This window comes from Sphaerospermopsis sp. LEGE 00249 (assembly GCF_014299995.1).
Taxonomy (GTDB): Bacteria; Cyanobacteriota; Cyanobacteriia; order Cyanobacteriales; family Nostocaceae; genus Sphaerospermopsis; species Sphaerospermopsis kisseleviana.
Map to the genome: position 1 here is coordinate 1 of NZ_JACJUZ010000032.1, position 24,455 is coordinate 24,455.

The 24,455-nt window shown below is 35.7% G+C and carries 17 protein-coding genes, 1 tRNA gene, 1 rRNA gene and 1 pseudogene; 12 read left to right on the forward strand and 8 right to left on the reverse strand.

The genetic code is table 11. From position 1 onward, the window contains the following. Positions 1 to 64: 64 nt before the first annotated feature. Together rrf and H5968_RS12610 are read left to right on the forward strand one after the other, a co-directional pair. Positions 65 to 182 (forward strand): 5S ribosomal RNA (gene rrf / locus H5968_RS12605). Between the two features lie 96 nt (positions 183 to 278). Continuing rightward, positions 279 to 2,513 (forward strand): NERD domain-containing protein, encoded by a 2,235-nt coding sequence (locus tag H5968_RS12610; RefSeq protein WP_187040231.1) that lies wholly within the window; start codon positions 279 to 281, stop codon positions 2,511 to 2,513. A 148-nt stretch (positions 2,514 to 2,661) separates the two neighbouring features. Here H5968_RS12610 and H5968_RS25955 read toward each other — a convergent pair. From H5968_RS25955 to H5968_RS12640, 6 genes and pseudogenes are all read right to left on the reverse strand, one after another. Continuing rightward, a pseudogene (locus tag H5968_RS25955) lies at positions 2,662 to 3,248 on the reverse strand (CatB-related O-acetyltransferase). 15 nt (positions 3,249 to 3,263) lie between these two features. Next, positions 3,264 to 5,588 (reverse strand): WD40 repeat domain-containing protein, encoded by a 2,325-nt coding sequence (locus tag H5968_RS12620; protein ID WP_187040232.1) that lies wholly within the window; start codon positions 5,586 to 5,588, stop codon positions 3,264 to 3,266. A gap of 407 nt (positions 5,589 to 5,995) precedes the next feature. Further along, on the reverse strand, positions 5,996 to 6,385 hold the full coding sequence (locus H5968_RS12625; RefSeq protein WP_187040233.1) for a hypothetical protein: 390 nt from the start codon (positions 6,383 to 6,385) through the stop codon (positions 5,996 to 5,998). 218 nt (positions 6,386 to 6,603) lie between these two features. Next, positions 6,604 to 8,361, reverse strand: a complete 1,758-nt coding sequence (gene argS / locus H5968_RS12630; protein ID WP_187040234.1) for an arginine--tRNA ligase — start codon at positions 8,359 to 8,361, stop codon at positions 6,604 to 6,606. Positions 8,362 to 8,459: 98 nt separating this feature from the next. Then, the gene (locus H5968_RS12635) at positions 8,460 to 10,799 is read right to left on the reverse strand and encodes an IMS domain-containing protein (RefSeq protein ID WP_187040235.1); all 2,340 of its coding nucleotides are present in this window, start codon (positions 10,797 to 10,799) and stop codon (positions 8,460 to 8,462) included. A 937-nt stretch (positions 10,800 to 11,736) separates the two neighbouring features. After that, the gene (locus H5968_RS12640; protein ID WP_187040236.1) at positions 11,737 to 12,150 is read right to left on the reverse strand and encodes a hypothetical protein; all 414 of its coding nucleotides are present in this window, start codon (positions 12,148 to 12,150) and stop codon (positions 11,737 to 11,739) included. A gap of 107 nt (positions 12,151 to 12,257) precedes the next feature. Here H5968_RS12640 and pdhA point away from each other — a divergent pair, with 107 nt between their 5' ends. From pdhA to H5968_RS12685, 9 genes are all read left to right on the forward strand, one after another. Next, a complete protein-coding gene (pdhA, locus tag H5968_RS12645; RefSeq protein ID WP_096571175.1) occupies positions 12,258 to 13,295 on the forward strand; it encodes a pyruvate dehydrogenase (acetyl-transferring) E1 component subunit alpha in 1,038 nt (345 codons plus the stop codon). Positions 13,296 to 13,431: 136 nt separating this feature from the next. Beyond that, positions 13,432 to 14,301 carry an aldose epimerase gene (locus tag H5968_RS12650; protein WP_187040271.1) on the forward strand — a complete coding sequence of 290 codons (870 nt, stop codon included), beginning with the start codon at positions 13,432 to 13,434 and terminating at the stop codon, positions 14,299 to 14,301. A 58-nt stretch (positions 14,302 to 14,359) separates the two neighbouring features. After that, a tRNA-Lys gene (locus H5968_RS12655) sits at positions 14,360 to 14,431 on the forward strand. 194 nt (positions 14,432 to 14,625) lie between these two features. After that, positions 14,626 to 14,901, forward strand: coding sequence for a UPF0175 family protein (locus H5968_RS12660; protein ID WP_187040237.1), 276 nt, complete (start codon positions 14,626 to 14,628; stop codon positions 14,899 to 14,901). A 5-nt stretch (positions 14,902 to 14,906) separates the two neighbouring features. Continuing rightward, positions 14,907 to 15,386, forward strand: coding sequence for a DUF3368 domain-containing protein (locus H5968_RS12665; RefSeq protein ID WP_187040238.1), 480 nt, complete (start codon positions 14,907 to 14,909; stop codon positions 15,384 to 15,386). A gap of 388 nt (positions 15,387 to 15,774) precedes the next feature. Further along, complete coding sequence (locus H5968_RS12670) at positions 15,775 to 16,542, forward strand: HipA-like protein (RefSeq protein ID WP_187040239.1); 768 nt, start codon at positions 15,775 to 15,777, stop codon at positions 16,540 to 16,542. A 46-nt stretch (positions 16,543 to 16,588) separates the two neighbouring features. Further along, positions 16,589 to 16,825 carry a hypothetical protein gene (locus H5968_RS12675; RefSeq protein ID WP_187040240.1) on the forward strand — a complete coding sequence of 79 codons (237 nt, stop codon included), beginning with the start codon at positions 16,589 to 16,591 and terminating at the stop codon, positions 16,823 to 16,825. Then, positions 16,822 to 17,589 (forward strand): HIRAN domain-containing protein, encoded by a 768-nt coding sequence (locus H5968_RS12680; protein ID WP_187040241.1) that lies wholly within the window; start codon positions 16,822 to 16,824, stop codon positions 17,587 to 17,589. Before H5968_RS12675 ends, H5968_RS12680 begins: the two co-directional genes overlap by 4 nt. 227 nt (positions 17,590 to 17,816) lie before the next feature. Next, on the forward strand, positions 17,817 to 21,170 hold the full coding sequence (locus H5968_RS12685) for a type ISP restriction/modification enzyme (RefSeq protein ID WP_187040242.1): 3,354 nt from the start codon (positions 17,817 to 17,819) through the stop codon (positions 21,168 to 21,170). Positions 21,171 to 21,611: 441 nt separating this feature from the next. On the opposite strand, the gene H5968_RS12690 is transcribed toward H5968_RS12685, so the two are convergent. Further along, positions 21,612 to 22,970, reverse strand: coding sequence for a DUF3370 domain-containing protein (locus H5968_RS12690; RefSeq protein WP_187040243.1), 1,359 nt, complete (start codon positions 22,968 to 22,970; stop codon positions 21,612 to 21,614). Positions 22,971 to 23,094: 124 nt separating this feature from the next. Then, positions 23,095 to 23,691 carry a peptidase C15 gene (locus tag H5968_RS12695; RefSeq protein ID WP_187040244.1) on the reverse strand — a complete coding sequence of 199 codons (597 nt, stop codon included), beginning with the start codon at positions 23,689 to 23,691 and terminating at the stop codon, positions 23,095 to 23,097. Positions 23,692 to 23,766: 75 nt separating this feature from the next. On the opposite strand from H5968_RS12695, the gene hisH reads away from it, so the two are divergent. Continuing rightward, positions 23,767 to 24,402 carry an imidazole glycerol phosphate synthase subunit HisH gene (gene hisH / locus H5968_RS12700; RefSeq protein ID WP_187040245.1) on the forward strand — a complete coding sequence of 212 codons (636 nt, stop codon included), beginning with the start codon at positions 23,767 to 23,769 and terminating at the stop codon, positions 24,400 to 24,402. Positions 24,403 to 24,455: the final 53 nt, after the last annotated feature.

Genomic DNA, 24,455 nt, shown 5'->3' on the forward strand with positions numbered 1-24,455 from the left:
CGATTTTTGATAATTCTTTAATTTTCAATTATCAATTGTCAATTATCAATTCCCAACGGGTTTTCCTGGTGTCTATGGCGCGGTGGAACCACACTGATCCCTTCCCGAACTCAGAGGTGAAACGCTGCTGCGGCGACGATAGTTGAGGGGTTGCCCTCTGTCACAATAGCTCGATGCCAGGTTTAATATTTCACAACAAACCCCTTCATTGCAATAATGATGGGGTTTGTTTTTAGCTAGACATGATATAGTTGCTACAACTGTCACTATAGTTTTTTATGGCACAAGTTTTCCCTTCATTAGAACAAATTCATCAATTACGCCCGAAACCTACCGAGGGTGAGTTGCATTTACTTAAATTTTTATCGGAAAATTTGGATAATAATTATGAAATATATTTTCAACCTTTTCTGAATGGAGATCGTCCAGATATCATTCTTATGCGTCCCGATGCGGGAGTGATGATTTTTGAAGTGAAAGACTGGAATTTACGCAATTATGACATCAATGAAAAAAAACATTGGTTTGTTACTCAAAATGGCAAAAAATGGTCAAGAATAAAATCTCCTATTGATCAAGTTCTCAACTATAAGGAAAATCTTTATAATTTGCATATTGAAAATTTATTGGAAACAAAAATAAAAAATTCTAAAACTTGGGGAGTAGTAAGTTGTGCTATCTATTTTCATTGTGAAAATTATGATAAGGTTGATAATTTCTTAACTGGTAAATTTCAAGATAATCAAAACAATAAATATAGAAAATTTCTTAGTCATTTCGTCATTTTAGGTAAAGATTCACTCAATAGAAATTCATTAAATCAATTTTTACGTAAACATTATCTACATAGACAGTCAAGATTTTTTAATGATACTCTTTACAAAAGCTTTAAACGTCATTTACAACCTCCATATCATTCAAGAGAGGAAGGAAAACCTATAAAATATACCTCTAAACAAAAAGAACTAGCTGTTAGTGAAGCAAAACAAAGAAAAATAAACGGTGTAGCGGGTGCAGGAAAAACTTGTGTTTTAGCAAAAAGGGCTGTAGATGCTTTAAAAAGAATATCTAGTTCTGTTTCATCAAGTTCAGATAATCGGCCTGATATCTTGATATTAACATATAATATAACGCTTAAAAATTATATACATGACAAAATTAGTCAAGTGCGGGAAGATTTTTCTTGGGGTTGTTTTTATATAAAAAATTATCATGATTTCATCACTCAAGAATTAAATAATTTAGGAATAGAAATAGAAATTCCTCAAGATTTTGATGATTGGAATAGTGAACAGAAGAGTCAGTATTTTGAAGATCAATATTATAGTAATATATCGCTATTTCGTAATCAGAAGGAGCATATTTATACTTATAAAGCTATTTTTATAGATGAAATACAAGATTATCAAGAAGAATGGGTAAAAATTATTCGTCAATGTTTTTTAGAGAATGCAGGTGAATTTGTTGCTTTTGGAGATGAAAAACAAAATGTATATCAACGCAGTATGGATAAGGATAAAAAACCATATACTGGCATTGGAGGAGGATGGAATAAATTAAAAGATACTTTTCGTTTATCCACTCATCTATCTAGTTTAGCAACAGCTTTTCAAACTAACTTTTTTGAGCAAAAATATGAAATTGAAACAATTAATACTGAAAATTCATTGAAATTAAATTTTAATTCACAAGAGCAAATTATTGAGTATATTCCAGTTACGAATTCTTCACCTGAATATATTTATAATATGTGTAATGAACGGGCAATTAAATATATGATTCATCCGAATGATATCTGTATTCAATCTTCTACAATAGAGATATTAAGAAGTATCAATTTATATGCGATGCAGTCACAGCAAATTAAAACAACAACAACTTTTGAAAGTTTAGAAATTTATTACTTAATTTTATTACAAATAATAGAAAATTTTAATATCCAAAATGAAGATTTAGAAGGGCAAAATAACATTATTAATGAAATTAGACAATACAAATTGACGATTAGAGAACTCAAAAATATTTTTATTAATAATACTAATAATGACAATATAAATCAGGCAATAGTTAAAGCATTATGCTATAGCTTTCATCTTAACCATCCAGTTGTAGAGCAAAAATTGACAGAGTATCTGAGAACGAAAAATATTACAAGAACTGAATATGATACATGGGTTTCTCAAATAATGCCTATTTTACAACAGGTATCTCGCAATCAGGCAATTATGAATAGATTTAAAAGGGAACTTGAAAAGATTAGAAAAAATAAAAAATGGAATTTTTGGATGAATAGTGGAAACATTAAATTTTCTACAATACATAGTTTTAAAGGATGGGAGGTTGATTCTTTATTTTTAATAATTGAAAGAGAACTTGACGACAATAATTTTACGACAGATGAACTAATATATACAGCCATTACTAGATGTCGTCGTAATCTTTTTATTCTTGATTTAGATCAATCACGGTATCTGGAATTTTTTCAATCTTTTAATCATTCTCTAATAATATAGCAAGAAATATTTAATAATTTGTGATAATTTGTGAATAGTCAAATATTCAATTTTGTATCCCTGATGATGACTCTTAAAATTACTGGGTTAGAGGGGATGATAAAATACCTAAAACAGCATCCAAAACTTTTAAAACATCCTCGTAGGGTTAAACTGCTTCTTTCAATTTTTGAATATCACCATTCATAATCACATCAATGTTACGGGTGATTTTTTCAATTTCCCAATCCCACCAACGAATAGAAAGCAGGATTTCTATTTCTTCATGACTAAAACGCTGCTTAATGGGAACTGCGGGATTTCCACCTGCAATGGCATATGGCATAAGCAGGAATATCTTTAACTACTACAGAACGCGCTGCAATTACAGCACCATCACCTATTTTTACTCCTGGCATAATTAAAGAATCATAACCTATCCAAACGTCATTACCTATTATGATGTCACCTTTACTGGGTAAGTTCATTAAATCATTCATTGCTGCTTCCCAACCATGACCAAAAATCGGAAATGGGTATGTAGAAATTCCATCAAGTTTGTGATTTGCACCGTTCATGATGAATTTAACATTGGTGGCGATCGCACAAAACTTACCAATAATTAAAGAGTCATCACCAATCACCAATCATAATATTGGGTGATTTGATGCAGTTTTTAATAAAGCAAACCCGATGATGTTCTGGTATGGGATAAGGATTTTTTGGGTTTGGTCTAAATTGTTCTATTAATTCCATTAAATTCTCACTTTCCTATTTCATAAATTGCCAAATTCTAACAGTTTTATCCGAACTACCACTAGCAATAACTTTACCATCTGCACTCAGGGAAATAGAATTTACTACCCCAGAATGTCCTGTTAAAGTTTGTAAAACTTCCCCTGTAGAAATATCCCAAATTTTGATAGTAGAGTCAGCACTACCACTACAGATAAATTCACAATTTGGACTCACAGCGAGAGATTTTACTTTGTCTGTATGTCCATTTAAAGTATTTATTAACTTACCTGTACTTAACTGCCAAATTTTAATAGTAGAGTCAGCACTACCACTAAACAAATATTCTCCATTGGGACTGATAGCTATTGATGTAACTTCTCCTAAATGACCTGCAATAGTACGTAAATGATCACCTGTGCGGGGATTCCACAATCTAATTTTGTGATCTGAACTGCCACTAGCGAGAATTGTACCATCAGGACTTATGGCAACCGCGTGAACCTCCGATGAATGCCACAAAGTACAAATTCTTTCTCCTTTTTGTAAATTCCAAATTTTGATTTTATTACTGCCACTAGCGAGAATTGTACCATCGGGACTAATTGTGACTACATTAACTGGTTTTTGATGTCCTAAAAGTGTATGGATTAGTTTACCAGTTTTCAAATGCCATACTTTGACATTACTTTGTGGATGTTCACAACTACCCACAGCCAAAAAATTACTATCTGGACTGATAGCTACAGACGAAACAGCACCTAAATTTCCTGTGAGAGTGCGAATTAATTTACCTGTTTGTAGATTCCAAATATTGATGGTTTTATCTGCACATCCACTAACTAAAATCTCATGATCTGGACTTATTGCTACAGAAGAAACTTTCCCAGAATGTCCATTGAAAGTATAGTTAAGATTCGCCATTCCCAAATTACGATTATTTTTTATAATGGCTATTTCTTCTAAAAGACTCTCTACATAAACAAGATTATTGCTATCACCAATAGCGGCAAAATATTGTTTTAAAGTAGTGATATAGTTCTCATCTTCTATTTTCAACGCTAGTTGCATTGCTTTTAACGGGTGAGTGACTTCTGTTAATGATACTTGCCGTATTTGCAACCAGGTATTAATGGAGTAATCAACTTGTTCCTGTAACCAAAAAGAATTAGAAACATGAGATAAACTTTGAGCTAATTGTAAAGCAATTTCTGGAACTTTTAACCGTCTTTCATTTTTGAAAGCTTCGTAAAGTTGTTTATAACTATCAGTAATTACCTCTAAAACTTGTCTATGTATTCCTTCATTAATTAAACTTGGTAGCAATTTTGGTAACAAGGGAGGTACATCATAATGCACCAAGTGATAAACATCTGTCACCCAAGCAGTAACTAAACAATGAGAGGTAATTAAAACTTGATAAAGATATTCCCAGTCTTGGGAAGAAATTTCATATTCTACTGATAAATTACTAACATCAATTCCTTGAGATTGCCATTTTTCTACCTTCTCTAAAATTGCCAAGTTGCGGTTTTTCTCTTTACCTAAATCGTTAATTACTTCTAAATCTTCTTCTAATTCTAGCAATTGATTTTTAACATTTTTCCATTCTAAAGCTCGATTTTTAGCAGATTCTTGCAAAATTTGCCGATAGGGTAATTTAGAAATAGTTTTATAGTAATAATTATCTTGTCCTAATCCCCAATAACCAATGCGGAAATTGAGATAATCTCCATCTTTTTCTGATTCTAAAATTAAAGTAGGTTGGTTTTTTAAAGCACTAAATAAAGCCTTGATGCTAGATTCACTATGAAACCGTTTACTATCCCAAGCACCAGCTAAAAATTCTATAGGTCTTTGTGGATGATGCAAAGAATAATGATTGTTGATAAACTCACGCAAACCTTCAGCCAATTTTAGCTCAATTTCATCAGTATTTTTTGAGGTTTGTAAATCAAATTTATCAAACTGTATTTGTGGTGCTGCTAACAAAACTTTTAATGGTGTGTGTTGATAATTAATAGAAGATTCTAAAAGTTGGGAAGGATATAATCTCAATGGCCAACTATCCAGAATTTTATGCACTTCTGGTAGTCTAATTGCTGTTTCTTTTTCTTGATGAGCTATTTTTAATTGTGTGGCATGATGGTAAACTGCTAATTGCTGTTGTTGGTTCAATTCAGCTTTAGTAATATCTAATTTTGTAACATTATCTACTGTGTGAATGAAATCTTGAATTACTTGGGAAATTGGCAAATTGTCGGTTTTTGAGTTACTTGATGTTTGTTTTTGGATGATGTTTACCATCACAGGTGCAAACTCTAATACCAGTTGAATGAGTAGATTTAATCCTGGTTGCATAAAAAAATCCTAATGACTATCTAATACAATTAATCCAAATCTTTTGTTAACTTAATTACAATAACTATGAAATTTCCACACAGGTAATCTTCTTGACCTACTTCTACTTTTGATTGAGAAAATTAATACATATTCCCTATACTACTATCTTAAGGCATAGTTTTGAGTGACTAACTAAAGATTATAATATAAATGAATTGATAGCAACCATAAAAATGTCAAACATCGGCTAAATTGACAACCTAGCTAATGTTTGACTAGCAAATTTCCATATATATTGAGGAATTTAGTTTGTTATTTTGATAAATTGGCGTGATTGAGTTGAGACTAATGTAAACTCTATATTTCAGCTAATAACTGCTATTTTTTAGCTATGATTATGTCTCAAATTGCAAATTTTTGGATAATTAGAATTTTATTCCTAGTTGTCCATTGAAACCGCGTATAGAATGGTATCCCGCACCGAGAAAAATATGTTTGGTGGCGTTTGCTTGTACACCACCGGAAAAAGCTACACCTTTATCTTCTGAATAGTAACCAACTCCAACGTAAGGAGAAATTACAGGTAAATTGATGAATTTTAAGACATCTGCACCTGTAGCACCGTCTTCACCTGTTCCTACTTCTACACCTAAACTTAATGCTTTAGCACCTACAGCGTAAGTAACGTCTCCATCTTTTCCACCGACGGAAACCCAAGGTTGGGGTACAATTTGTGCTGATGCTTGACTGGGGTTTAATAATACTAAGAAACCCAGGGATGTGATGAGTGTTTTAATAATAACTTTTGGTTTCATTTTTATATCTCACGCAAAGACGCAAAGACGCAAAGAAAGAAAGGAAGTGATAGAGAAATAAAGACTAAGAAAAGCAAGGGTATGCTTTCCAAATATGACTATTGCTAGTACAACAGTTTATACGACGTATTGGAATAGCATATGTGCCTGAATTTGAAAAAGACGCAAAAGAAGATAATTTCTCTCTGCGTCTTTTCGCTATCAACAGCTTTTACTTACTACATCCTTTCTAAAACTTTAATTCCCAGCAAATCTAATCCTAGTTTTAGGGTTCTTGCTGTTAAATAGCATAACATCAACCGCGATGTTTTGATGGGTTCTTCTGATTTTAAGACTGGACATTTATCATAGAATTTATTAAATTTTTCGCTGAGGTTATACAAATACTCACAGAGGCGATTTGGTAATAAATCCTGTTCTACTTCGGCAATTATTTCATCTAGTTGTAATATGTGTTTCGCTAGGGTTAATTCTGTATCTTCTTTGAGAATTAGTTTGGCATCTGTTCCTAAATTTGCAAAGTCAATATTGCCTTCTCTACTAATGCCTTGAGTCCGTACATAAGCATATAGCATATAAGGCGCTGTATTGCCTTTTAAGGAAAGCATTTTATCATAGCTAAAAACATAATTGCTAGTACGATTTTGGCTTAAATCGGCATATTTTACCGCACTAATACCAACGACATCAGCAACATTTTTAATAAATTGTTCTGTTTCTTCTCTACCTTCTTCTTTTAATCTTGCTTCTAAATCTGTTCGAGAGCGAGATATTGCTTCATCTAATAAGTCTTTTAACCGGACTGTATCACCAGAACGAGTTTTGAATTTTTTGCCATCTTCACCTAATACTAAACCAAAGGGAACATGAACTAATTCAACGTTTTTAGGTATCCATCTTGCTTTTTTAGCAACTTGGAAAAATTGAGCAAAGTGGTTTGCTTGTCCTGCATCGGTGACGTAAATTATCCGTTTTGCTTGATCTTCTTCAATTCTATAACGTAGTGCTGCTAAATCTGTGGTGGCGTAGTTATAACCGCCATCTGATTTTTGTACAATTAATGGTAAAGGATCTCCTTCTCTGTTAGTAAAACCTTCCAAGAAAACACATTTTGCACCTTGGTTTTCTTCTACTAATCCTGCTGTTTCTAAATCTTCTACTACCTTGGATAGTAAGGGGTTATAAAATGATTCTCCTCTTTCAATTAATTTGATATCGAGTACATCATAAATTACTTGAAATTCTTTTCTTGATTGTTCACATAATAGTTTCCAAGCATGAAGGGTATCTTTTGCTCCTGCTTGTAATCTTACGACTTCTTGACGTGCTGTTTCTTGAAAGTTTTCATCTGCATCAAATCTTTGTTTTGCTTGGCGATAAAAACTAACTAAATCACCAATATCTAAAGCGTTAGCGGTGGTAAGTGCTTGGGGGTAAACTTCCCGCAAATAAGTAATTAACATCCCAAATTGTGTACCCCAGTCACCGACATGATTGAACCGCAATACATCATGTCCCCGAAATTCTAAAATCCGCGCAATACAATCACCAATAATTGTAGAACGTAAATGTCCTACGTGCATTTCTTTGGCAATGTTGGGACTAGAAAAATCAACTATTTCCTTTTGTGGGTTTTGTACTTTGGGAACTCCTAAACGGGGATCTGTTTTTATGGCGTTGAGTTGTGCTTCGAGATAGGATGTTTGTAATTTTAAATTAATAAAACCAGGTCCAGCAATTTCTGGTGGTTCACAAATTTCTGATACATCTAATTTTTCTACAATAGCAGTGGCGATCGCTCTTGGTTGCATTCCCAATTTTTTACTCAAAGATAAAGCCACATTGGCTTGAAAATCACCAAATTTAGGATTACTTGCAGGTACTAAAATGGGATCTACTTGAGTATAATCTGCTCCAAATGCAGCCACTAAAGCTTGTTGTAGTTTAAGTTTCAATTTTTCTTGTGTAGCGTTCATATTCAAATATTATCTGTGTCTAAGATCCTAAAGGCTGCCTAAACTTTGTATATTGCCAAATGCTTGATTATTTTAACTTGATAACAGTTAATTACGAATTAGGATTGTGATTTAACAACTGTCATTCCTTGAATCCGCCAAGAACCTTGTTTGCGAATTAAATCATAACGCACTCGCAAGCGATCCTGAGAAGTCTTTTGAAATTGATTTCGTTGATAAAAATGGGTAACTTCCCTTACTGTAGCTTCTACCACGGCATTATCTGACATATTGCTGGTTTGATTGACAAATTCTACCTTGACATCATGTTCATACTTGCGATAGCGTTTTTCTGCTATATCCTGCTTGACAATTGATTGCCATTGTGGGATTGCAGAAACAGTTAAAATTTCATTTAAACGATTAATTTGATGATCTGGACCTAAAACAGCGGCTTTAGTGGATAACCACTTTTCAATCACGTCCTGGGCGATCGCTGGTGTCAGTTGACCTTCAGGTACTTCTGGTTTGCTGCTATTGGGTTCAGGAATGGTGACTGGTGGTTGATTCAATTCTATAGCCAAGGGTGTTCCCTGCACAGTTGGTTGGGGGAAAAACACATTGTTAAACCATCCCCAGACTGTAGAAACTAACAACCAAAAAACTAACAAACCTCCCATAGATAGAAACACCAGCCAAACTAAGCGAGTTTTTGCATCTAATGAGTTAGCAAAAGTGCGCCGTCGTCGAGCATGAGAATGTTGATGTTCCGAAGCCGAACCTCGACTATTAACTGCAACGGGCTTACGCCTTCTACGCTTTTTAGTTTGACTCGTTACATCATAATTACCGGCATTGATTTGCTGGTAATATTCAGTTCCTGCCTCTTCTGCTGTCGCCGACGGTTCTGGCATTTCTGGGGTGTGACTGTTGCTGTATCTCCTAGAATGCCATTCTGGTGCAGAATAGTTAGCAGATTCGGGTACTTCGCTGGGTGCTGAGGTGTAAAACTCAGGATCAGGTGTATAGTTGTGATTTACTGTCCCATTACTAACCCCATGATTAATCCCATTACTAACATTGTGATAGCTGTGATAACGGGTACTATTAATTGTTGGTGAGGTAAAAAACTGTTTATTAATTGTAGTCCATTCATCAGTTGCTTGTGTATCTTTTGGTAAAGCTTCTAAATAAGCTTGTACCTGTTTATCAGCAAAATATTCTTTTAAAGAAGCTTGTTTTTTGACTAAATCTCGAAAATGAGGAAATACCTCTTGTTGTAACCACTGTTCACAGTACAAACACAATCCTGGTAACAAATCTGGGGAATCTTGAGATTTTTCCCGAATAATAGCTAAAGCTTCATATTCCTGACTTAGTTCCAAAACACGAGTTGCTTCTTCGGTTTGCCCAAGTAACAAAGCACAGAGAGACTGTTCTAAATGCACATCTTGGCGCTTACCAAGACGAATTAACATTTGCTTTGCCTGACGAATTAAAGCTGGTTGACGTTGGGCAAAACCCCTGGCGATTAGGGCATAAACCGCTAAATATGTAGACACAGCAGAAGGACGCTTACTTTCAGCTTCAAATAATTTATGCTGTTCTGCAACTGTCAAATGGTTGCGTAACTGTTGAATAAATCTCAGAAAATCATCTATATTTAAACCAGATTGGTCATTACCACTACCATCAATTCCACCCCGCTCTTCTAAAATACTGTGTAATAATTCTAAACCTTGACGGCGTTCTTTGGTTTTTTCTAAAGGTAGTTCCAACAACTCTAGAATTCTATAGGGGCGTAGCTTACACAGGTCTGCGGCAATTTCCGCTTGCATATTAGGAAACAGACCTTCACGCATTAGTAATTCTTCCCCAGTTTCCAATGATATAGCAGCATTTTCATAATTACCTTGCTGCCATTGTTCCCGTCCCAGTTCCAAACAAGCTAAAGCCACTGTGAGAATAATATCTGGCAGTTCAGGACTGGCAAAAAATTCCTCACTGTTAAGATGAGATCCTACTTTCACCCCTGCGGGTTTATTTCTATTTACTAGGTGTGGACGACCTAGCTTCAGCACTAATTCGTATTCTCCCAACTCTTGGAGAAGCAATAAAGCACCCACTAATTCATCTGGGGCAATTTCGATGCTGAGACTTTGAACATCGTGATTGCGGTTAATGCTTTCGGTGCTGTTTTCTAATAGCGATGTTGCCCCAAGCCGATCTGGATTGTATGCTTGGGCTAGATAAGCCTGATCGTAGGTACTGCGTTCTCTGGGATTTGATAAAACCACGTAAGCTTCTTCTATGAGTTGTTTACGAGAGGATATAGCTGCAATGGAATACTCCCGTCTTGGCAATTGAACAATGCGATCGCTATAAGCTTGCCGCAATTGTTCCTCACTTGCCGCCAACGGTAGTCCTAAAATTCGGTAGTAATCAAGCGGAATTCGCACAGCCTACTTCCCCTGCACTGTGTTTACGTGGCATCTCCCAGAGACGGACATGATTAACCTAGAGCATTCCAGGCTTGTAAAACCGTGCCATAATCATAGCTTTAATAATACCGTGTATAATATACCAGTTGAGTGTATATCGTAACAGTTTTTTTTGTTTCTTGCTAAGAATAAATATATCCCAAGAATTATTTTCAGCTGTTGATTTAGCACAGCACCAGTATTTCCCCCAAGATATTACCTGATGCACTAGCCTGAAGTAAATTAGCTTTCGGTTATCATTGCCTTATGTATGTTTAATGTATCTTTCCCCTATTATATATATCTGCTAAATTATAGATATACTCGTATCAGACTTTTACATTTAAACACACAACTCAAGCTTTTGATAGTGGTAGAGATGTACAACCAACTATAATATAAAACTATTAATTAGTTTTAGCTGTTTAGAGTGCGTTAGTAATAAAACTGCACTACAATTGATTAATCCTGATAACTGAATAAAACAATATAGCACGATTAATTTTTCATGACCATTACTTAACAAGGAGTAAATTTCTACACAAAAAATTCCAATGACTGTGGCAACACCAAGAAAGAGTAGGGAAGAGCATTTTTGAGGCAGACCTGATATTAAGATCAGAAAATTGTTAATGGCTATGCAGAAAAACGACTATTCTGATTGCTAACTTAAAGAGCGAACATAAAAAGCCACAGTTACGACACCAAAAACCCAAAATAGGCAATAAACATTAAAAAATGGCAAAATTACACCTTAACTATTCCATACCAATCTTTTTTAAGTCAGAAATGAAGATTTTATAGTTGGCAGGTTGATTTTTGCCAAGGCCGTCCTATTTCCAGCTAACATTATTAAGACTTGCTTATAGCAGATTACAGAGAAATGAGGTGGAGAATCTAATTTCAAGGTCAGATACTATACTAAGGTCGTTTTACTCTTGACTCTTGACTCCTGTAAGGGCGAAGCATTCGGGCAACCCATGATCAATTTTATCAACAGGCTATTTTCCTGTAAGGGTGAAGCATTCGGGCGATAAATGATCAATTTATGTCCAAGGCGATTTTCCTGTAAGGGTGAAGCATTCGGGCGATAAATGATCAATTTATGTCCAAGGCGATTTTCCTGTAAGGGTGAAGCATTCGGGCGATAAATGATCAATTTATGTCCAAGGCGATTTTCCTGTAAGGGCGAAGCATTCGGGCGATAAATGATCAATTTATGTCCAAGGCGATTTTCCTGTAAGGGCAAAGCATTCGGGCGATAAATGATCAATTTATGTCCAAGGCGATTTTCCTGTAAGGGCGAAGCATTCGGGCGATAAATTATCAATTTTGATCACATGTTATTTTCCGAATGCTTCGCCCCTACGACTCTTGACTCCTGCTATAACTTTAAAACCGTAGCTTTAACTTTTACGACAGGGATACTTCACAATAATGGTTCAAGAACGCACGTTACCCAAATTTGATACTTCTACAGTCCAGATTACCAAAGCAGAAGGACTGGAATTATACGAAGACATGACTTTAGGGCGCTTTTTTGAAGACAAATGCGCCGAAATGTACTACCGGGGAAAAATGTTTGGTTTTGTCCACTTGTACAACGGACAAGAAGCCGTTTCCAGTGGTATTATTCGGGGAGCAATGCGACCTGGTGAAGACTTCGTTTCCAGTACCTACCGTGACCACGTTCACGCTTTGAGTGCAGGAGTACCAGCTAGAGAGGTAATGGCAGAATTATTTGGTAAGGCCACAGGATGCAGCAAAGGGCGCGGTGGTTCTATGCATATGTTTTCTGCTGAACATCGTTTATTAGGTGGTTATGCTTTCGTAGCTGAAGGTATTCCTGTTGCATCTGGGGCAGCTTTTCAAAGTAAATACCGTCGAGAAGTCTTGGGAGACAAAACAGCAGATCAAGTAACTGCTTGTTTCTTCGGTGACGGTGCTGCTAACAACGGGCAATTTTTCGAGACCTTAAATATGGCAGCACTTTGGAAACTGCCAATTATTTTTGTGGTAGAAAATAATAAGTGGGCGATCGGCATGGCTCACGAACGGGCAACATCAGATCCCGAAATTTACAAAAAAGCCAGCGTGTTTAACATGGTAGGCGTGGAAGTAGACGGGATGGATATTTTAGCAGTGCGCCAAGTCGCCCAAGAAGCCGTAGCCCGCGCCCGTGCAGGGGAAGGACCAACCCTCATTGAAGCCCTCACCTATCGCTTCCGTGGTCACTCTTTAGCAGATCCCGACGAACTCCGCAGCAAAGAAGAAAAAGATTTTTGGTTTTCTCGTGATCCCATTAAAAAGCTAGGTGCTTATTTGGTAGAACACAACCTAGCTACAGAAGCAGAACTCAAAGACATTGAAAAGAAAATTCAGGGTGTGATTGAGGATGCAGTGAAATTCGCAGAAAGCAGTCCCGAACCAGATGCGAGCGAATTATATCGCTTTATCTTTGCAGAAGACGAATAGGTTGGGGACTGGGGACTGGGGACTGGGGACTGGGGACTGGGAAAGAAGCAGGGGAGCAGGGAGCAGGGGAGCAGGGGGAAATTATTTGTATTTTCCCAATCACCAATCACCAATCACCAATCACCAATCACCAAATATGTTTACCATTACTGAACAACAACAACAATACAAAACCTACATCCTCGCGGATACTACTGCTGGTTCTCATCTGGAAGTAGTACCAGAAAGAGGGGGTATTATTACCAGTTGGCGTTTGCAAGATCAGGAAATTCTCTATTTAGATACGGAAAGGTTGGCTAACCCAGAGTTAAGTATTCGCGGTGGTGTACCAATTTTGTTTCCTATCTGTGGGAATTTGCCTGATAATACTTACACCTACAACGGTAAATCATATACTCTCAAACAACACGGCTTTGGGCGAGATTTACCTTGGGAAGTGACAAACCAAATTACTGAAGGTAAGGTCAGTTTAAGCGTGGTTCTCAAAAGTAATGAGGTAACACGCGCTGTTTATCCTTTTGATTTTCAGCTAACCTTTATCTACACGCTACAAGGTAATTCTTTGGTCATCGATCAGGTTTATCAAAATCTGTCTAATGTACCTATGCCATTTTCCGCTGGGTTTCATCCCTATTTTCAGTGTGGTGAAAAGTCCCAGTTAGAGTTTAATATTCCCTCTGGACAGTATCTAGACCAGAAAACTAAGGAAATGCACCTGTTTAACGGTAATTTCGACTTTGAACGGGATGAGATAGATTTTGCTTTTGGCCATTTGCGGAGTCAGTCAGCAGCAGTTACAGATCATAGCCGCAAGTTGAAATTGACCCTTGACTATGATGATATCTATGCTATGCTGGTCTTCTGGACGTTGAAGGGTAAGGATTTTTATTGTCTTGAACCTTGGACGGCTGGACGCAACTCGCTCAATACTGGTGAAAACCTAACTGTGTTAGCGCCAGGAGCAAGCAAAACTACCTCGGTGAAATTAACTGCGGATTTTTTCTAAAAAACAGTTGACAATCTAGAGAGAGTTTGTTATATTAAAAAAGTTGCGAAACGCAAAAGGGTCGCTAACTCAACGGTAGAGTACTCGGCTTTTAACCGATTAGTTCCGGGTTCGAATCCCGGGCGACCCATAAAAAGCCAAATGATGATATTTTGCCTGAATCAATATCTCCAGGATTTTGGGATTTACAGGATGTTTTATTTTGTCTGAATCAGGATATCTAGGATGTTATTGAGTGAAGTTGCTTAATTTTTAATATCTGGGGAGTAGGCGATCGCCATGCTAAAATGATAGTCATAGTAAAAAAGATTCAAAGTAATTTCTATGCAGATTTCTATTGTTTTACCTGATGAACTTGCCAATTCTCTGGCAGCAAAATGGGGTAGTTTAGATAGTAGAGTTACTGAAATGATAGTTATTGAGGCTTATCGTCAAGGTTTAATTAGTGTGGGTAAGTTAAGAGAATTATTAGGGATGAAAACTCGTTTGGAAGCTGATGCTTTTTTGAAATCCCAAGGAATTGATTTAGCTTATGACGAAAGAGATTTAGAACAGGATTATCAAACTCATCAAGCGTTACAACAATCAGGTACGGTTTAGATAAAATGCTAGTTGTATCTGATACGTCTCCGATTTGCTATCTAGTGTTAATTGGTGAAATTAACCTGCTGCATCAACTTTATAATCAAGTATTAATTCCGCAAATAGTTCAAGAAGAATTATTGAATGAAAAATCACCAATTGAAGTACAAAATTGGATTAATTCTCCTCCTAACTGGTTAATTATTAAAAATATTGATATTTCTTTATCTAGCAAAGATTTATCAGTTTTAGATCCAGGAGAAACAGCAGCGATTCTTTTAGCACAACAAGAAAATGCTAGTTTAATGATTATTGATGATGGTTTAGGTAGAAAAATTGCGAGTGATCGCGGTTTGAAAGTGACTGGTTTACTAGGGGTGTTAGATCAAGCTGCATCAAACAATTTAGTTGATTTACCCTCTGTAATTAGTCGTTTGAAAAAAACAACATTTCGCGCTTCCTCAAAATTGCTGGATTCTTTATTACAGCGTTACTCTTCTTGAATCTCTTTATTTGTCTGAATCAGGATTTACAGGATGTTGATTTGTGAGAATGGAGTTAAGCTAATTGTAGGATAATTGATAGGAGAATTTAGGCGATCGCTCTTTTCCCACTCATCAAATATTAGGAATTATCAAAATATTCCACAATATTCTATGATGCTGTAATTTGTAACTCTATTCTTTTTCCTAATGCTGTTAAAGTTTTTTCGATAATAGATAGTTTGATATCATAGTGAGGATCGAGCATATCTTTTACTTCTTGTTCACCAATATTGAGAATAGAAGCAAGTTGTACTCAATATTGCTAAAATAAAGGTTAAATTACAGGAATACTTAGCCGTAGATTGAGATTAACTGAAACAATATCATATTGATTATAAAACACATAATGAACCCAGATGAAGAATTTCCTATTATTCTTGTTACACAAGATCATTATGAACTTGCACATAACGAAGTAATAGGGACTAATAGCAAGTTTTGGTTTGAACATAAAAAGCTTAGTTATTGCTTGTATAAACAAAACAAATCTCAAAATATAGGACAGGATTGGTCTGAAAAAGTTCCATCTGAATTGTGTGATATTTTAAAATTACCCCATGCTATTTATTATCTAGCAGAAACTTGGGACGGAAATCGTGGTATAGTTTCACCTTCATTTTTACCCAAAGGTGCAACACTGATTCATGGTAATGAAATTCTCACTCGAATTTTGCCAAACTATCCCACTTTTGAAAAGTATGGGGTGTCACAACATACAATAGATATTGTATTGAGTGTACTAACAGAAGAAAATATCAATTTTCCAATTGATTGGAATGTACCAAAAAATATTCAAAACCCTGTAGAAGTATTTGTTGGCTACCTGATGTTAGATGCTTGGATAGGTAATGGCGATCGCCATCATCTTAACTGGGGTTTAATCAACAGTCAATTGACACCCCATACCAGAGAAACTATACACTTAGCACCCACCTATGATCATGCTTCTTCTTTAGGAAGGGAACTATATGATGAAAAAAGACAAAAACTATCAGTAGATTCATATATCAAAAAATGCAAGTCTGCTTTTTATGAAAGTGCAGAAAATAAAAAATCTGGCGTTGCTGATTTTTGGGATGAAAAACAATTTTGCATATACTTAAAACCCTTGTAGAGACGTTCCATGGAACGTTTCTACACCCAAAAAACATCCCGCATTTATGCAATGCCAAAAATCTCTGAAAACTTTTGATGTATTTTACCAAGTTGCAATTCGTTATCCCCAAGCGGCTATAATGTGGTTAGAACATCTTGAACGTATATCTCCAGCAGACACTCTGTTAATTTTTAACCGTATTCCCAAAAATCGTATATCAAGTATAACAATTGAATTTGCACAAAAAATTTTGGAGTTAAACCAAAAGAAATTACTTAATTTCAAGGAGTTATTAACATGAAAAAACCACAAACATTATTCTTAGCTTGGCAAGATACTGATAGTCGTTCATGGTTTACCATTGGTAAATTGACTTATGATGGTAAAGAATATCAATTTGTTTATACCCAAGGAGTAAAAGAAGCTGAGAATCAGTGCCAATTTCAACCTTTATATTCATTTCCAGACTTTCATAAAGTATACACATCAATCCATTTATTTCCAGTTTTTGCTAATCGTTTAATGTCTCCTTCCCGACCTGATTATACTAATTTTATTCAATGGTTAAATATCAACCCAACAGAAGATGATCCTTTGGAAATTTTAGCCCGTAGTGGAGGAGAAAGAGAAACAGATAGTCTTGCTGTTTTCCCCTGTCCAGAACCAGATTTAGAAGGAAAATATCAATTGTACTTTTTTGCTCATGGACTGCGACATTTACCTAAATGTGCCATTGATAGAATTAATAATTTCGTACCCAAAGAAAAATTATGGTTAGCTCATGAATTTCAAAACCCTTATGATACTAAGGCGTTAACTTTAAACACAGAAGATCATCATATCGTAGGTTATTGTCCGCGTTACTTACGCAGTGAAATTTTCGATTTGATTTGGAATAACCCTAGTTCAGTTACTCTAGAAGTAGAGCGTGTCAATGTATCACCTACACCGCTTCAGTTTCGTTTATTGTGTCATATTACTGCTGTGTGTGAAAATGATTTTCGCCCCTTTTCTAGTTCTGAATATCAACCATTGGTGGTAGATAATTTGGTGAATGCTAGTTAGTGTTTAGGGTTGTCTGATAGCGAAGCGTGGCGTAGCCATATCAGGATTTCCAGGATTTAAGGATTTTCAGGATGTTTTTGATGTCTGGTGTTAAATTTTATATTCTTAATTATCTAAATGTTAATTTTAATATAGTTTTCAGTATTAATAACAGCCTACAAACAAATATACACTAAGATGATTAGACACATATATCCTGCGTCAATCATTATTAGGGTTTTTGTAATATGTCTAGTAATCCTGAAATTCAATTTTTATCCCATCTTCAAGACTATGCAAAAGATTTAACTACTAAATTTTCACTGGCTTCTGTTTCTTTTGGTGCAGAAGATCAACTAAAATCACCTATTGAAAATTTATTAAAATCAGCAGCTAATATTTTAAATTCATCTATTGTAGTAGTGACTGAAGTCAGAGAAAAGGTACTTTCAGGAAGACCAGATATGGGAATAACCATGAATGGTCTTTTAATGGGACATATTGAATTAAAAGCACCAGGAAAAGGCGCAGATCCTAATAAATTGAAAGGAGATGATAAACAACAATGGGAAAAGTTTAAAAGTCTGCCAAATTTGATTTATACAGATGGTAATAGTTGGGGACTTTATCGCACAGGTGAAAAGGTAGGAAAAATCATTAAATTTTCAGGAGATATTACTGCTAAGGGTGCATCAGCTATCACTGCTCAAAATGCTAATGATTTACTAATATTATTACGTGATTTTTTAAATTGGCAACCTATAGTTCCTTCTACACCTAAAGCTTTAGCAGAAATGCTTGCTCCTATTTGTCGGTTATTAAGAAAAGATGTTTTAACTGCTCTTGAAGATCCTGAATCTAATTTAAGTCAAGTAGCTAAAGATTGGCGACATTATTTGTTTCCTGATGCAGATAATCAACAATTTGCAGATGCTTATGCTCAAACTTTAACCTATGCACTTTTATTAGCCAGATTTTCCGGTGCAGATGACTTATCTTTACCACAAGCTGTTAAAACTATTAGAACAGGTCATAATTTACTAGCTGATGCTTTAAAAATATTGGGTGATGAAGCAGCACGGGAACAAATAGAAGTTTCTGTAAATTTATTAGAAAGAATAATTGCAGCTATTGATGTTACAGCACTAAATAAAGATGGTTCTGAAGATCCTTGGTTATATTTTTATGAGGATTTTCTGGCTAAATATGATCCAAAAATGCGAAAAGAAAGAGGTGTTTATTATACACCCATTCCTGTGATTAAAACACAAGTAAGATTAGTAGCTGAATTATTAGCAGAACATTTTGATGCTGAATTTTCCTTTGTAGATGATAAAGTTATTACGTTAGATCCTGCTTGTGGTACAGGTACTTATATTTTAACAGCTATTAAACATGGACTCGATCAAATTAGTAATTTAAGAGGAAAAGGAATGAAAGTTTCTGCTGCTACAAATGCGGCAGCAAATATTCACGCTTTTGAAATTTTAGTTGGTCCTTATGCGGTTGCTCATTTACGTCTAACTCAACAAATTTTAAGTGAAGGTGGAACTTTACCAGAAAATGGTGTTCATGTTTATTTAAGTGATACTTTAGAATCTCCCTATGCAGAATTAAGTGGTAATTTACCTTTAATTTATAAATCTTTAGGACAAGAATATAAACGCGCTCAGAAAATTAAACAAAATACTCCCGTGATGGTTTGTTTAGGAAATCCACCTTATAACCGTCAAACAATTGATGAAGATGATTTAATGAATCAGAAAAGAAAAGGTGGATGGGTAAGATTTGGAGATAGTGAACAAAAGGTTGATGAAAACGAACAATTGATGAAAAAACGTCCTATTTTAGAGGATTTTCTTGAACCATTAACAGCAATGGGTTATGGTGTTCATGCCAAAAATTTATATAATGATTATGTTTATTTTTGGCGATGGGCGTTGTGGAAAGTTTTTGAAGCGAATACAGAAAATCGAGCCGGAATTATCAGTTATATTACTGCTTCTTCCTATTTGCGTGGTCCTGGATTTGCGGGAATGCGGAAAGTGATGCGTCAAACATTTGATGAACTGTGGATTATTGATTTAGAAGGCGATAATTTAGGAGCAAGAAAAACAGAGAATGTATTTGCAATTCAAACTCCTGTGGCTATTGCTATTGGTGTTTGTTACAGTCAACCTCAACCTGAAGTTTCTGCTAAGGTTCATTTTACCAGAATTGATGGTACAACAGAAGAAAAATTAGCAAGTTTAGAGAATATTCATTCTTTTCAAAATTTACAATGGCGAGAATGTTCTACAAATTGGACTGATTTATTTTTACCTGTAAGTAATACAGATTATGGCAATTGGGCAAAGTTAACTGATTTATTTCCTTGGCAAGAAAACGGTATTCAATTTAAGCGAAAATGGACTATCGGTGAAAATAAGGAAGTTTTACAGGAACGTTGGCAAACTTTGATTAATGCTAGTAAATCGCCGGGAACACAGAAAAAACTGTTTAAAGAAACAGATGCTAGAAAAATTAGTAAACAGTATCCATCTTTAGAAGATAGAGGAAATTTATTAGCTCCCATTGCTAATTTATTATCAAAAGATTTACCTGTAGAACCAATTCGTTATGCTTATCGAAGTTTTGATCGTCAGTGGACTTTATTAGATAATAGATTGTGCGATCGCCCTAGACCAAATTTACGACGTTCTCACAGTAATAAACAGGTTTATATGACAAGTTTATTAACTAAAGTTTTAGGTCACGGTCAGTCATCTGTAATCACTTCAGAAATTCCTGATTTAGATTATTTTTGTGGACGTGGTGCAAAAGATATTATTCCCCTTTGGAGAAATTCTGAAGCTACTGAACCTAATATTACTACTGGAGTCTTGCAAATTCTTAGTAATACACTTAATTACAATATTTCCCCAGAGGATTTTTTTGCTTACTGTTATGGAATACTTGCAACTCCCAAATATGTGAAAGAATTTTGGAATGAACTAGAAACACCTGGTCCAAGGATTCCCATTAGCAAAAATCGGGATTTATTTATTAAAGTAGTAGAAATAGGACGCACTTTAGTTTGGTTACATACCTATTGTGAAAGGTTTGTTCCCAGTGGTAAAAAACCAGGTAAAATTCCTATTGGTAGAGTTCGTTGTCAAATAGGAATACCCAATACAGTAAACGATTATCCCACAGAATTTTCCTATGATGTCGGTACACAAGAATTAAAAGTTGGTCTAGGTGTATTTGAAAATGTCCGTCCTGAAGTTTATAATTTTAGTGTTTCCGGTTTAGAAGTTGTCAAATCTTGGTTAGCTTATCGCATGAGAGACGGTGCTGGTAAAAAGTCTTCACCTTTAGATGATATTCGTCCTCAAACTTGGCAATTTGACAATGAATTACTTGATTTACTTTGGGTTTTGGATGCTACTGTTGATTTATACCCTGAGTTATCTTCTTTATTTGAGGAAGTGATTAAAAGTGAATTATTTGTAGCTACTGAGTTTCCAAAACCCACGGAGTTAGAAAAATCCAACTCTCTAGAAATGCAAACTGAGTTACTACTTTTTAATTTAGAAGAGATAAATGAAGAAGATGAGTAAAGACTTTCATGATTTTTAGGATGGGAGAGAAATAAAAAATAAAAAATAAAAAATCCGCGTTTATCTGCGTTTATCTGCGTTTAGTTATATAAATTCTCTGAATGTGATATTCTCATATTGTACAGTTGTTGCTATTTTTGAAGTGAAAACTCTTGAAGAAGCAAAGCGATCGCACCAAGCACTAAAGACTAAACCGAAAATCCTTTAATCCTGAAAATCCTTAAATCCTGGACATCCTGATTCAGACAAAAAACGTTTATATTAGAGTCAGAGACTCTAAAACTGCATTCCCAGTCTGGAGACTGGGAACTAGGAATCCTGATTCAGACAAAAAACGTTTATATTAGAGTCAGAGACTCTAAAACTGCATTCCCAGTCTGGAGACTGGGAACGAGAATAAAATCCTCAAATCCTGGAAATCCTGATTCTGACTAATATTATTTACTCCTGTGTCGCAACAGTCAAAACCTGCGGAGGAGAAGCATCAGGAGGATAAAGAAAATCAACTTCCACCCAAGAATTATCCCCCGGTTTCATATTTAAAGACACCAAAGGTTGACCAGGTTCACCTCTTTTTTGCACTAAATGTACAAACCTAGTCGCCGGTTTACCTTGTTCATCCCGATAACGTACCCGCACCGTACCCCTAAAGAAAACCTGACGCGCAGGAGTTGTAAAAAACCTTAAACCAGATTTTGTTAACTCATTTTCTTTAATGGGAGTTTGCAGAGATACAGTGACATTTTTTGCACTTTGGGAATTATTCAACAAAGGCAACCTTAAACTATATTGAATGCCATAATTACCATGTGCAAAATAAGCTGTATCAGGATAACGGACTAACATCGGTGCTGTTTGAATTTGACCTGTACCAAAAGTTCCCCCATGTAAAGAACTTAAAGCATAAGAAAAAGCTTGACCAGGTTGGGGAATAGTTAAATACCTGCTGTTAGAATTATCTGTTAAAAGCGATCGCCATTGTGACCCACGGGACACACCCGCAACTCTTCCATAAATTGCAGGTTTACCAGTTCCCTGTATGGGAGTGGGAGTTTTATCTCTTGGTGTGGATAAATCACCATTCTTTAATAAATCTTCCCATTCTGCTAAACTTGGCGATCGCTCACTACCATCAGCATTTGTCTTTGCAAACATCGCTAAACTAGCAGCATACACCGTCCCATTACTCCGCAAACGCATATAAGTAGAACGACCATTTAAAGGTGGTGTCAATTCTCGCACGGGAATAGGTAAATTTAATAACATCTGACTTTCCCCAGGAGGAATGACTATTTGCGCTGGGAAAATATTTTGTCTTCTCCCTCTCAAAATATCAGACATCACCCTACTACCAGGACCTGCAAACACATTTCCTGCATCATTAGGAATAAAAGAATCTAATGGTAAAAAAGGTGCATCTGGTTGACTTAAATAACTTGCACCTTGCAAAATATTCACAGTTACCGATGTATTACCAGGGTTATGTAAAATTATCCCGTGGTAAAGAGAACGTAAATCTTCTGGTGGTTCTGCTCTAGCAATATGATGGGAAAAGACATCAAACCGCCCCTGAAAAGGAAAGTTTAAATGTGCAGTAGGTACTTTTTTATCCTCTGAAGGAAAGGTAGAAAGTAAAATTCCTTCCTTTAATACCAATTCTGGACTATTACTATTAAATACTGGAACAGTATCCAACCTGCCTGGTAAAGCTCGCACCTCTTGAGGTATTACCACTTCTTCTGGTGGTGGTGCGGTTGGAGTTGCTTGCGCGAGAGTCAAACCGAGTAATGCTGACAACATAGGAAATTTAAAATTCAAAATTTATAACTGACTGGGGACTGGGGACTGGTGACAGGTGACAGTTAACAGTTAACAGTTATTAGTGAGTGGAGTTTATGATTTACTGTTCCCCATTCCCCATTCCCTATTGCCTATTCCCTGTTCCCTGTTCCCTTGATTCAAAAATAACCAAATTATTCATGATTAAAACAAAATCAGCAAGAATGTCTAGCAAATTTTCTTGATGCAAAATCGGAACATGGACAAAAATACAAGGAATGGGTAGTTGAGATTGATTCAAGTAGTCCAACACTGAATAATAAAGACCTTCGCACACAAATTTACCACAGTCGTAACTAATCTCAACTGCTGCTGTCTCAGCTATTAATTGTTCAACATTAACAATTGTGTGCAAAGTTGTTATCCCAAAATTTTCCCCACCATCTCTAAATGAAATATCAGTAGTCTGTATAGACTCGCTACTAGCAACAACTTCCACACTTAAATTTTGCCGACTAGCAGCCATACCACAACAGATAACATAATCTGGTTTGAGTTCATTGATTTTGGCAATGACGCGAGAACTGGCAAGGGCAACATCTACAGGTAATCGTCGCAAAAAAGTTAAGTCATGATAGATATCAGCCATTTTGGCTAGTTCGAGTAACAAGTCATCAGAAGAATTTGACTGTTGTTCACTCAGCCAAGTGTCAAAAGAAGTTAATAATATTTTTTTCTGCATAATAAATATTATTTAGAATATTATTTAGAATTAGAATATAAATGCTTCCCTAATAAATTTACAAGGAGCAAGTAAATGCCAGTCATTGCGATCGTAGATTATGATATGGGAAATTTGCACTCAGTCTGTAAAGGTTTAGAAAAAGCTGGTGCAATTCCTAAAGTAACTTATTCTGCCAAGGAGTTAGAACAAGCAGATGCTATAGTTTTGCCAGGAGTGGGAGCTTTTGATCCCGCCATGCAACATTTACGTTCACGCGGTTTAGAACAACCAATTAAAGATGTGATCGCATCTGGTAAACCGTTCTTAGGTATTTGTCTAGGACTGCAAATTTTATTTGAATCTAGCGCCGAAGGAACTCAACCAGGACTAGGAATAGTGCGGGGAAAAGTGCGGCGATTTCGTCCAGAACCAGGAATAGCTATTCCCCACATGGGTTGGAATCAACTGCAACTGACTCAACCAAGAAGCATTTTATGGGAACATTTACCCCATCAACCTTGGGTTTATTTTGTCCATTCCTACTATGTTGAACCAACTGAACCGCAAATTAGAGCAGCAATAGTGACTCATGGTAGTCAAACTGTGACAGCAGCGATCGCTCATGAAAATCTCATGGCGGTTCAATTCCACCCGGAAAAATCCTCTAATATTGGATTACAAGTTTTATCTAATTTTGTGGCTCAAGTCCGTGAAAAAATCCCTGCTTAATAAAAATTTGCTTTCTTTGTTAGTCGTCAGTTGTCTAATGACTAATGACTAAT